Origin of the sequence: Bartonella massiliensis (assembly GCF_902150025.1) — a bacterium.
Taxonomy (GTDB): Bacteria; Pseudomonadota; Alphaproteobacteria; order Rhizobiales; family Rhizobiaceae; genus Bartonella; species Bartonella massiliensis.
The window spans coordinates 82,785-95,314 of sequence record NZ_CABFVS010000002.1; the positions used below are offsets into that span (position 1 = coordinate 82,785).

At 35.3% G+C, this 12,530-nt stretch carries 9 protein-coding genes and 2 pseudogenes; 1 reads left to right on the forward strand and 10 read right to left on the reverse strand.

The window, feature by feature from the left end; genetic code table 11:
• Window positions 1-73: 73 nt before the first annotated feature.
• Window positions 74-310 carry a DUF2093 domain-containing protein gene (locus FNZ60_RS00755; RefSeq protein ID WP_142415857.1) on the forward strand — a complete coding sequence of 79 codons (237 nt, stop codon included), beginning with the start codon at window positions 74-76 and terminating at the stop codon, window positions 308-310.
• Window positions 311-336: 26 nt separating this feature from the next.
• Here FNZ60_RS00755 and lpxK read toward each other — a convergent pair whose 3' ends face one another.
• The 10 genes and pseudogenes from lpxK to FNZ60_RS00805 all read right to left on the reverse strand — a co-directional run bounded on the left by lpxK (window position 337) and on the right by FNZ60_RS00805 (window position 12,284).
• Complete coding sequence (gene lpxK / locus FNZ60_RS00760) at window positions 337-1,371, reverse strand: tetraacyldisaccharide 4'-kinase (protein ID WP_142415858.1); 1,035 nt, start codon at window positions 1,369-1,371, stop codon at window positions 337-339.
• Window positions 1,361-2,689 (reverse strand): lipid IV(A) 3-deoxy-D-manno-octulosonic acid transferase, encoded by a 1,329-nt coding sequence (gene waaA / locus FNZ60_RS00765; RefSeq protein WP_142415859.1) that lies wholly within the window; start codon window positions 2,687-2,689, stop codon window positions 1,361-1,363. Before waaA ends, lpxK begins: the two co-directional genes overlap by 11 nt.
• A 1,527-nt stretch (window positions 2,690-4,216) precedes the next feature.
• Window positions 4,217-4,462, reverse strand: a complete 246-nt coding sequence (locus tag FNZ60_RS00770; RefSeq protein ID WP_142415860.1) for a DUF4170 domain-containing protein — start codon at window positions 4,460-4,462, stop codon at window positions 4,217-4,219.
• A 45-nt stretch (window positions 4,463-4,507) separates the two neighbouring features.
• The gene (locus tag FNZ60_RS00775; RefSeq protein ID WP_142415861.1) at window positions 4,508-5,311 is read right to left on the reverse strand and encodes a 3'(2'),5'-bisphosphate nucleotidase CysQ; all 804 of its coding nucleotides are present in this window, start codon (window positions 5,309-5,311) and stop codon (window positions 4,508-4,510) included.
• Window positions 5,298-6,629, reverse strand: a complete 1,332-nt coding sequence (locus FNZ60_RS00780; protein ID WP_142415862.1) for a TldD/PmbA family protein — start codon at window positions 6,627-6,629, stop codon at window positions 5,298-5,300. The genes FNZ60_RS00775 and FNZ60_RS00780 overlap by 14 nt, the downstream gene beginning before the upstream one ends.
• Before the next feature lie 1,686 nt (window positions 6,630-8,315).
• A pseudogene (locus tag FNZ60_RS00785) lies at window positions 8,316-8,773 on the reverse strand (SRPBCC family protein).
• 687 nt (window positions 8,774-9,460) lie between these two features.
• A complete protein-coding gene (locus tag FNZ60_RS00790; protein WP_142415863.1) occupies window positions 9,461-9,760 on the reverse strand; it encodes a HigA family addiction module antitoxin in 300 nt (99 codons plus the stop codon).
• 18 nt (window positions 9,761-9,778) lie between these two features.
• Window positions 9,779-10,055, reverse strand: a pseudogene (locus tag FNZ60_RS10515) (type II toxin-antitoxin system RelE/ParE family toxin).
• Window positions 10,056-10,336: 281 nt separating this feature from the next.
• Window positions 10,337-10,903 carry a 16S rRNA (guanine(966)-N(2))-methyltransferase RsmD gene (gene rsmD / locus FNZ60_RS00800; protein WP_142415864.1) on the reverse strand — a complete coding sequence of 189 codons (567 nt, stop codon included), beginning with the start codon at window positions 10,901-10,903 and terminating at the stop codon, window positions 10,337-10,339.
• Complete coding sequence (locus tag FNZ60_RS00805) at window positions 10,884-12,284, reverse strand: pseudouridine synthase (RefSeq protein WP_142415865.1); 1,401 nt, start codon at window positions 12,282-12,284, stop codon at window positions 10,884-10,886. The genes rsmD and FNZ60_RS00805 overlap by 20 nt, the downstream gene beginning before the upstream one ends.
• Window positions 12,285-12,530: the final 246 nt, after the last annotated feature.

Genomic DNA, 12,530 nt, shown 5'->3' on the forward strand with positions numbered 1-12,530 from the left:
ATTCACTTTTGACTTTATAATATATCTTATGGCATTTTTCTTGAATAGTAATATCAAGTAAAAAGGAATGATAATGTTTTCCAATGGTGAACGCGAAGCAAAAGTTCGTTATTCTAATAACGGATATGACATTGTAGAATATGGAACCTATACTATTTGTGCTGTTAGCGGACAAAAAATCCCTATCGATGATTTAAAATATTGGAATCACCACCGCCAAGAAGCATATGCCAGTTGTGAAATTTCCTATCAGCGCGAACTTGAATGCAATCCATATCTCAAGAAATTGTTAGAAACACAAGAAAAATAGATCCTTAAAAGCTATAAATTGAGCCTTTACCTTTTACGACAAGAAAATTCAAGGGAACGTTTTCTAAAGCGCGTTATGACCTCCTCAAGGAGCATATGACAGAAATCTTTTTGAACAAAGTCGACATCCACATCAAAAACAATAAGATTTTTCAAATCTTTTTGCGTATGAATTGTCTTTATACGGATATAATCTTTAGCAGTTGTCGCAAGCCATAAATTGTGCATTTGAGCCTTTTGTATAAGGCTTGTTAAATTTTTATCGGTGAAAAAATAGTGATCTGGATAGGTATAAGTTTGCACCACATGACCCGACAATTCTTTGATGGATTGAAAAAATTTATCTGGATTGCCAATCCCTGCAAATGCCAAAAATGATTTTCCAGCAACCTCATCAGAAGCACTGGCTTTAAGATGTGCACGATATAAAGGCTTTCCTGTACGTGAAACAAGAAAAGCAATATTATCATACGCATCTGAGTGACCAATCAATAAAACGCTATCCATAAAAGAAAACTGCGTTTTTAATGGAACACGTAAAGGGCCCGCTGGAAAGACAGCGCCATTACCAAAACCACGCATCGCATCAACAACGAGTAATGCATAATCTGTATAAAGGCGGCGGCTTTGAAATCCATCATCCATTAAAATAAGATCACATCCCTCTTGTTTCAGCCGCTGTGCTGCTGCATAACGATTAGTTGATACAGCGACAAGCGCATGTCGTGCCAGTAAAAGGGCTTCATCTCCAACATCGCGTGCGGTATCATATTTCTCATTTACAAGATGCACTCCTTTAACGGCTCCACCATAACCACGTGATACAACACCAGGAATGAAACCAAGTTCTCTAGCCACTTTGGCAAAAGCAATAACAACCGGCGTTTTACCTGTACCACCACATGTAAAATTTCCAATGCATAAAACCGGAAGATCAATCACGGGCGGCTGTCTTGCCATAAAACGACGTGAAAAATAACCATACCCCCATGAAATTGGAGCAAATAAAAAACGCAAAAAGCTTTTATTTTTCCACCAAAAATGAGGAGCACTAATAGGCATATCTACCCTGCCCCTGACACTGTCTTAAACCTGTTTGTATGACAAGAGGTTGTAAAAACGGATCTAAAATCTTTAATGTTCGCTCAAGTGCACCTGCCATAGCTGTTGCTACTTCATGAGCCCTATCAACCATTTCTTGTCGCGATGTTTCATTTGTTAAAAGCCTATAGACCTCAATCGCAAGCTGTTTTGTATCTTGAACCATACATGCTGCATCACGTGCTAAAAATTGTTCAAACATCTCTTGAAAATTTGAAACATGAGGCCCCGTCAAAACAGCAGATCCAAGCAAAGCCAATTCCAATGGATTATGTCCACCCTTTCCACATAACGACTTACCAACAAAAGAAACTTTTGATAAACGAAGAAAGAGTCCCATTTCTCCAATCGTATCGCCCCATAAAATGTCGGTATTCATATCTGGAATAGCATTTCTGCTTCTCCGAATAAAGCGTAAGCTCTGATTGTCACATTTTTTGAGCAGATCTTCTAAACGTTCTGGATGACGAGGCACAATAATCGTCAATAAATCTGGCAAATAATTTTTAACAATCTTATGAACTTCAAAAGCAATCTCCTCTTCCCCTTCATGGGTCGAAACAGCAGCCCAAACTGGGCGATTACCTATAGCACTACGATAACGTGAAAGTAATGCTTGATCTTCAGACAAAAAAACATCAGCCTTGAGATTACCAGAAAATGTAACAGATTTTACGCCAAGTGTATGATAATAAGTGACATCTCTTTCATTCTGCCCAATGGCCAAATTAATATCTTTAAAAATATATTTGGCAAGAAGACGCCACTTTTGCCAAACTTTAAAAGAGCGTTCAGACATATGGGCATTAACCAAAATCTGCGGAATATGCATTTTGGCAAGTTCTTTAATACGCAGAGGCCAAATTTCTGATTCACAAATCAAAACGAGATCAGGCTTCCAATGTCGAATAAAACGGCGTACTGCAAAATTTAAATCTAAAGGAGCATATTGATGAATCAATCGATTACCAAAATGTTTTTTCACAAGAGAGGAAGATGTTACAGTTCCTGTTGTCAATAAGACATTAATTTTTAATGATAAAATATGATTGATAAGTGGAATAAGCGCAAGTGTTTCCCCGACACTTGCTGCATGCACCCAAACTAACGAACCTTGGGGACGTACAAGAGAGCTTTTACCTAAACGCTCTTTTTTGCGACACCATTCTTCTTTTCCACGGATAGCACGAAAAAACAAATAAAAAGGAATAACAGGACATAAGCAAAAACCAATGATTCGATAAGCCAAAAGAGCCGCATGTGCCTTTAATTCTATCATTTAAAATTACCTCATCCAGCTGTTTTGAGATATCTATAAGCTTATTTTGTTAAAAAATTTATCAACATCATCAGGAGCATCTATATTTTTTTAATACCGTCCGTAGTTTGGATAAAAAAGCTTCATTCATAATGAAAATTGAAAACACAAAAGGAAAAGAAATGCAATTTTATCTCCGTATTGCTGTTATATTTTCCTATCAAAATAAATACACATTTTTTAAATCCACTTTAATGAAACTTTGTTAGTTATTCAGTGACATTAACTTTATTATTTCATTTTGCACCCTAAAAAAATCTTAGTTAAAAATAACAAAACTATATTTCAATAGATTATAATTTTTAAAATGTAACAGATAAACGCAATACGATTTATGATACAGGTTTTATCAATTTTTCAGACCTCTTAAAAAATACCTCTCATAAGTTTAGTGAATCATTAAAATATATCTTCGTTAAGAAGCCCATGATCTTTTAAAACCTTTTAACAATTTTTGTTGTAATGCTAGCAAGATGTATTATAGATTTTAAAAACTGATCTTTTTTAAAATACTTTATTTTTAGATATGTGTGAGTTATCAATTAGCAAAACATATAGATGCTATAACCTGCATAAATAGAATATATTTAAAGGAAAGGTCAATCTCTATGTTCTTATTTCAATAAAATAAATATATAAAACGAACCTTTAAATAGAACTTTTGAAAAATCTGAAGCTGTTATTTTAAATTATAGTACAATCTCTTAAAATCAACCGAGAAAAACTTAATCTTGTTTAAGAGGTAATTTCTTAAAAGTCTTAAAGCTATTAAAATAGGTTTTTTTTAATTTTTACCCCCCTCTTTTTTAGAAAAGAGCAGATAAATATTCTTTTTAAGATTGTATATAATTCACTAAATAAAATGATTAACTTATCAATTATCGTTTTAAACAAATACTCAAGAGGCTCCGATGGGATAGGTTAACTTCATAAAGCTATTTAGTTTCTCTAAGTTTCCAATTTCGGTAAACTTCTCATGATTTTCATGGTTTTTAAGTTTACAATAATGACTCGTTGAAACCATTCCAATGGATAAATAGGACTGCCAATGATCTCAACAAAGGAGCAATTGGCTTCATAGCGATGCTACTCTTTTATCAGTTGTAACGTATTAACGTCTTATATCCCTTTCAAGAGCATAGTGACTATTTGCAGTATCATTATAGGCTGCTTTGAGCAATATTTTTTCACTATAATACTGTTGTTATAAATAATTTGGTGGGCTATCTTGCACTTTTATTAAGCGTAAAGATGATAACGCGAACTGGATTTTACATACTCCATGAAAGATGTTACATTATATTCTTCATTAGTGTTGTTGTAAAATAAATGTTACATGTCCTCTGAAATATTTCTTTTCAAAAAGCATATGAATTTTTAAAAACAAGCATTTTCTGTTTTTCAGCATTCTATTTTAATTAAAGAACACACCTACAAGAGCACGATCAAGAAACGTGAGGCAATCTACAGGCTATCGCTATTCACATTTTACTCTGCATCGCCTGATTCAGCATCAAGAAACTGATGCAAGTCTACAATGTAATACCGTTGTAATGCATTATCGACACTGCTTTGTGCCTTTGCCTGCCATGCTTCTTGAGCGGATTGATAATTTGAGAAAATACCAACCACATCTAAATCATCAGGATTCTTAAATTGATTGCTCTTAAGATTTTTTAATTCACCACCAAATACAAGGTGTAAATATTGTTTTTTTTCGTTGGCTTTAGTCATATGTGCCTCCATATCATTCAGATGATTTTAGCGTTTTTCATGTGATTAAACTAACTTTGTTTGACGAACAACATCTATCATATCCTGACAGCAATTATTTTTACCAGCAATCAGAAGTCCATATTGATAAGGTTCAATTCCGTAAGATAGTAAAGGGGCATCAAGCGATAAAAAACGCCCTCCACACTCCTGCAAAATAAGATCAGCAGCGGCAATATCCCATTCATGACAATTGGGACGAACCAATACAATATCAATCTCATCTTGAGCAACCAGAACGATACGATAAGCAAGAGAAGGAAGATAGTGGTAAAGACTGATTCGATTGAGAAAATCATCTGGTAATTTTTGTGCGAGCGATTTATCAATCGAAACTTTATATTTTCGATGAACTCTCGAAGCTAAACGAGGAAGTTTTATCCCATTTAATGTCGCCCCTTCACCCGTGACCGCTGCATAAACATCCCCTTGAATTGGACATTGTAGAACGCCCACAATAGGACGCCCATTTTCAATAATAGCAACCGAAATACACCAATAAGGGCTACCAGAAAGAAAACCACGTGTTCCATCAATAGGATCAACCACAAAGGAACGTTCATAATTTTGCTGTTCTCGATTATCTTTTGTTTCTTCTGAAATCCATCCATAATCTGGACGTGCTCCAAGAAGTTTATCTTTTAAAAAATGATCAACAGCAAAATCTGCCTCACTGACCGGTGAATTCCCCTCTTTCATCCAAACATCCAACGTGCATCCAAAATACCGCATCGCTAAAGCTCCCGCCTCTCGACAAACGTCATACAAAAGATTTAAATCAGAACAATGATGCGTGTTATTTTCCTGCAAGTGTCATCCCTTCAATTAACAAGGTTGGTGCCGCTGTACCATAACGTCGATCAATATCATTGGCAGGTGTTAAATGTGCTAACATATGGAGCAAATCAGAACCCAGCGTTACTTCACTCACCGGATAAGCAATTTCACCATTTTCAATCCAAAAACCAGAAGCACCCCGACTATATTGACCAGTAACAAAATCAATGCCATGGCCAAATAATTCTGTCACATAAAACCCTCTTCGCAAATCTTTAATCATATCGCAAGGCGATACTAAACCCGGCTCAATAGCAAAATTCGTACGTGTCGGCTGCACCAACGCACCTGAACGCGCACCGTGTCCATTTGTTTTAAGCCCCAATTCACGTGCTGTAGATGATGACAGAAGCCAGTTTTTTAAAATACCATTTTCAATAATATTGAGTGTTTGCCCCTCTACCCCTTCTCCATCAAAAGGATGAGAAGCATTTCCACGTAATCGCAAAGGCTGATCGGTGACATTAACATCAGGCTTCATGACTGACTTGCCTAAAAAGTCTTGTAAAAGACTCGTTTTACGAACCACAGAGGCTCCATTAACCATAGATGCGATATGCCCTGCAATTCCGCGAGCCGTACGCGGATTAAAAATAACATCAACACCTCCTGTCGCTGCACGAACTGCCCCTAAACGTCGAACAGCACCAAGCCCTGCATTTTTTCCTACTGTTTCTGCCGCCTCTAAATCAGAAAAATGTAAGGCTGTTGTATAATCATAATCCCGCTCCATCTGTGTCCCCTCCCCTGCAAGAGCACTGCAAGAACGTGAAAAGCAACTGGAGCGATAGGTGCCACAAAAACCATCGCTGGTTACAAGAACAAACCCACTACGGCCATAAACTGTTGCAGCACCACCAGAATTGCTTACGCCTTTAACATCAAGAGCTGCTGCTTCCGTTTTTAAAGCATCCTCTGTTAAAAAATGACTGCTTGGTACAAAATCATCAAAAAGATCAAGATCTTTCGGCTGCTTAACCAAACACTCTTTATCGACTAAACCTTCAAATAAACTATCGGGAGAAGCTTTAGCCATCGCAACAGCACGTTCTGCGAGTTCTTGCGGATAAGACGCTAAATTAGCAGAAACACTGGCTACTTTTTTTCCAACAAAAACCCTTAGAGTAAAATCATTGCTCTCGGCCGCTTCTGTCGATTCGACTTTCCCAAAACGAACAGATACACTGGTAGAATGTGTATGAACAATAACCGCATCAGCAGCATCCGCACCAGAGCACTTTGCCGCTTCGACCAACGACACCGCTTTCTCAATCTGGTTCTTGTCAGTCATTATAGCCTCCCTAAAATATTTTATTATTTACATTGATAAGCACTCTGACAAATTTATACAAATCAGAATATAACTCTTGTGGTTTCATTCATAAAATTATGCACATCACATGCATTCTTTTTCTTTTAATGCAATTAAATCATTTCCTTTTAGCTTCTTTATGAAAAGATGTAATATGTCGTAAAATCTCTTTTGTTTCAAGATTTCTCATGAGACCTTATCATTTTAAAATCTCAACCTGCACTCACAATTAGATCAACAGAAAACCTCGTAAATTAATAGACGGCTTAGCAATAATACTTGGATTTAAGCCAAAATCCTCAAAAAATTCAAAAAGCATAAAACGGCCTAAACCGCAAACCTTTTGTCCTCTAGAGTGTCAAATAACTTCCCTCATTTCTATAGCTTTCTTTAATTCTCAAGCAAGAATCAATAAAGATCTATGTTTTGGGATACTTCTTTACTTCGATAAGCTCTCTCATAAGAGAACTGTAATCTTGTCAATAAAACAAAATATCAACAGCGTAAAAAATATTTTCTTTCATTAAATAATTTCAATAAAATGAGCTGTCATAAACTTCTTTATCCATGATAAGTAATATCATAGAAAATTCCTTTTTATATTTATTAAAAATAAGTTATAATTATAACATTTTTTTCAAGTCTAGTGTATCTAGACGAGAATCCTTGTTTTTTTTCATGCTTCATCCTTAATCGGTTACTTTGTTATTAAGCAGGCATAATTTGACAGAATTCTCTTTCCTGAAACAAAAGTCTCAAGATACGGGATAGATTTTGATTTAATATTTTCCCTCTCACCCCTCCATTAAACAATGAAGGGTCATGATATTGTCATACAATGATAATCAATAAAAGTTGTCTATGAAACTCAATATTGTATCTATTTCTCAATTTAGTTTGCAATAAACATATTCGCTCAATTAGTTTTGGCCCCCTTATCACTCATAATTATTTTAACAGCTATAAAAATATTTGTAGAAGCCGCGATATCTCCACGTATTTGAAAAATTCAATTTTTAAAACATTTGAACAAAATATATCGATACGAGATTCATTTTTACAGGAACAAAGTGTGTGCCTATTTTATCTTCTAGAGTCTTTTAGAGCTATACTCTTTAGAAAAATGATCACAAAAAATTATCCTTGTAATTTTGTAACCAGTATTTTGATTTATAATCATAATTCATTGTTTTGCCATTTGCTCAAAAGAGCTTAATATCATACAATTCTCTCCATTAAAAATCTACCCACGTTGAGTGAATGACAACTATTTTCTAGCACATCATGAATAGAGTTTGTGTGAATCAAAATTATTGCAAAAGAAGTCAAAATGCTTTTTATGAATGCCCTAAAATACAAAAGCTGTAGCACTATTAGAAACTGAAAAATACCACATGATGATATCATGTCGGCAACTTCATAAGAAAAGCCATGAACTTCTAAAACTTTCTTATTTTCAATGAAAAAATCATCTTATAAGTTTTTATATATACAATAAAATTCAATGAATTTTATAAGATCGTTAGGGAAAAATTAATCCTGTAAGATGATCTAATATGCTCTCAACGACTAACTAAAAACTCATTGGTTTGTGATATACTCATAACTATTTCCATTCTCATAAGGCTATAATTTCTGCATCTTTTTTTAAAAAAGCCAACTTCTTTATGAAGACACATCAGATGGCTTATTTTCAGTAAGAACACGTCTGCTCATTTCAATCATTGCATCGCAAAGATGTAATTTAATTTTTGATCCAATAATCATTCCAAAGAAAGGAGAAAGTAAACCAGACATCGTTACAGGATGATGAATTTTATTATTTGAAGAACCAGATTTTTTTGAACAAATATATTCATGATCAAAAATCATGCGTGTAAGAGGAAGTTTAGCATAATCAGAAAAACAAACACTTTTTATAACTTTATCCAGTGTAAAAATTACTGTTGGTCCCTTTTTAGATTTTATGCGTCCTATAGCGCCTTCTTTGAAAGTACCAGAAAATTCTAGCCATTCAAGTGCATGATCCAGCAAGGACATGTTGCTACATCTTCCCACATAGACCACATTTGCTCTGCACTTTCTTGTATGCTAATTTCTTCACTATGTATCCATTTAAATATGATAACCTCCCTTTTTTTTACAAAATCACTTAATCTTTAATGATAAAGAGTAATATATAAATTACGCTTAAAGCTGCACAACAATAAGATATTTAATTTTCTTAAGTGTCCTTAAATAGGTAATGAGTAAATCAACAAGCGATATTAATAACGTCAACACACAAATGTTCATTAATAAATGAACAATATTGTCTACCTTAAATAAAGATATCTGTTTTAAGTTCATACAATAACAACGATAGAATTTACGCAATTACTTAAGATATCAATATAGATGACACAGCTTAAAACTTTCAACTGTTTATAAGGTATTGATAATTAAGGTGTAACCAAAATAAATAAAACAAAAATATATCGTAAATATTGTCGTGTAATATATTTCCTATTGAAGAAGAAACATTTATCAGTAGCTCATAACACACTAAAGCTTTAACAATGCATTAAAACTTGTAATCTATCTGAAATTAATAAATTAGCCCATAACTTACAAAAACGAGCAGCACCATATATTGTGAACACAGATACAATAAATTGCACCTCAGCGTAATTTGGGGTTGGACAGAAAATTAGAGGATATTTTCTATATTATAAAGAGCATATATCGTAAAATGTTCGCTCTTCGAACGAGAAAAAACTTCAAAAAAGTTAACTTCACAAACTAAATTACCATCAAAATTATTAACGAAATCAAAGCGACGTTTGAGGCGCATCAGAAACCTGTGGGGAAATAGGTGGTTGTACTTGTTGTATTGTTTGCCATAAATTATAGTTTGTTTGCATATCCAACCAAAATTTTGCTTTACTAAAACCAGCTAATTCTAATTTAATTGCAAGCTCGCTACTCATAGAAGCATGACCGTTAATCACTCTTGATAGAGAAGCTCTTGTCATATGGAGGTGGTCGGCTAATTTTTGTATTGATAGCCCCATTTCTTCCAAGAAAGCTACCTTTAGAACTTCGCCCGGATGTGCAGGATTATGCATCATTTGTTTTTGTTCCTCTCATCAATGGTAGTCTTGATAATCAACAAGCTCCACATCTGTTCCTATGAAGCGAAAAGTAACACGCCCATTGCCATTCACCCACATAGAATCAGATCCTGCACCTTTAAGAAGATGCACTTTAAAGGCAGGTGCTTTCAACACTTCAGACGTAGTAGCACTTGTTAAAGCTGTTAAGATAACGCGTAACTTTTTTGTATAAAACGCTTGGATAACTTTTGTAGAACCCCTTGTATTAAAATAATTTTAAGCCTTTATGTTTAAAACTCATAATCACCACCTCTTATCGTATAGTATAACTATACGCTCATAACAATAAGAGTTAAGTATTCTATTGGCAAATTCTATTTCACATCCGGATAAAACAATTGAGATGGAATAAGCTATAAAAAAACTTCCAAAAAACGAAAAAGAGAAGCAAAAAGCGTAATAAAATTAAAATTCATCAGTTCTTTTAACGTTAGAATCTTTTATTGATCTTCTGCTTAAGCTTGAAAGAAACCATATAAAATAAAGAAACTGTAAAGAAGCGTTTTTTTACCCAACCGGATAAAAAAAATCTCAAGATGTAAGCAGTCGTAATTTATAAAGACGTATTGCTGTTTCACCATAAAAACGCTCATCATCTAGATAAAAGACGTCAGGCAAATGAATGATTGTATCTTTCTTTTCTTCAAGTATAAAAAGTGTATCAGCTTTTGCCCACCCTCCTCGCAAAGCTTCTACAAAAGCCTGTTCACCTAAACAACGGCTATAAGGAGGATCAGCGAAGATAACATCAAATGGAAGCATTGTTCCAATATTGCCAAGTTTGGTTGCATCACGACGTAAAATCCGTCCTATCGACTGTAACTCAAAGGCTTCGATATTTTTTTGAAGAATCCCCCGCCCCTCAACCGAGTTTTCAACAAAAACAGCAGCCTTTGCTCCACGTGAAAGTGCTTCAATGCCTAAAGCACCAGTACCCGCAAACAGATCAAGAATGCGTTTACTGGTCCAAAATTGTTCTTCACGGCTAGAAAGAATATTAAAAAGGCTTTCTCGTGTACGATCACTCGTTGGGCGAATCGACTGATCAATAGGCGAAAACAAAACGCGCCCAGCAAATTTACCGCCGATGATCCGCACGGGGGCCTCCAAATCGTTTCGAAGTTTTTGTACCATCTTTGTGTGGTTTAGATTTTTTCATAGCACCACCAAATGATTTTACCTTTTTCTTTCTTTCAAAAGAATGCTCATCAGGATCACCTTTTACCATTCTCTCTTTATCCTTTAAAAAGCGATCTTTCTTACCAAAGCTATGTGTCTCATCATAAGATGTTTTGCCACGTTTTTGAACAAAGCTTCCCCCCTTCTCTTTCTGCAAGTGATTGTCTTTTAATTTTTCCTTGCCTCGATGAAAGAATTTTTTATCAGTCAAATTTCTCTTATGATCATGCGATTTATCCTCACTATAGGAAGGATTCCTCCGTGCACTCTGCGGACGAGCACCAGGAGCCATCCAAACATTAGCACGACGAGAACGCGGGAGAAAACGTTCTGCTTTTCCCTCCACACTTTTCCCCTTATTCACATTCTCATGAGACTTTGCATTTAATCGTGCGCGACTATGCTCAACAGAACCATCTCTAGGGTGGCGCCGTATCGCTCTTTCGCTTGAGAAAACCCAACCATTATTGGCAATAGAAACATCCTTCTGGCTTTGTTTTTTCCCAACAACTGGAGAATTTGAAAATGGTTTCAGAATAGGAGCATCAAAATCTGCATTAGCTTGCATAATCAAACGCTCTCCTAACTGATCACGTAACATCCGACCTTTTAATTCTTGTACAGCTCCTTCTTCTAAATCAGAGAGATGAAATGGACCATAAGAGACACGGATTAAACGATTAACTGATAATCCCAACGCCCCTAAAACATTCTTTATTTCACGATTTTTTCCTTCTCGCAAAGCGACAGAAAGCCATATATTAGACCCCTGTTCCCATTCAATTGAAGCTTCAATCGAACCATAGAAAATACCATTAATCGCAATACCATTTTTAAGGTTATCTAGCGCACTCTGCTTTATTCTTCCATGGGCACGAACGCGATATTTGCGAACCCACCCCGTTACAGGAAGCTCTAATACACGTGCTAAGCCACCATCATTGGTTAAAAGCAAAAGCCCTTCCGTATTAATGTCAAGCCTTCCAACAGAAAGAACGCGCGGCATTCCTTTTGGTAAATGACTAAATACTGTAGGTCTACCTTCCGGATCACGGTTCGTGGTGACAAGCCCTGCTGGCTTATGGTAAAGCCATAAACGGGTTCGTTCTACAGGGGGTAAAAGTTTGCCATCGACTTTAATAACATCAGAGCGGCTAACATTAAAAGCAGGCGTTTTCACAACTGTACCATTCACAGAAATACGACCTGCAACAATCATCATTTCTGCATCTCGACGTGAAGCAACGCCAGCACGCGCTAACCTTTTAGCAATCCGTTCACTCTCATTATTTTCATTCATTTGCGTTTCAAACCAATTTTTGCCAGTATGTTCAGAAAATTATTTATATGCACCATACCGCTTATCCTGAAAGAGCAAGTAACACAATCATTTATCATTTTCTATCCTTTAACAGCAATAACGTATCCATTGACTTGCAAGTTTATTTTAAACATTTAAAAAAAATAAAAGTATTCCTTTCATTATAAAAAAATAATAAATTACTCATTCCATAGCATTCCTTATCGAGAAAGCTTGAGATTTTCT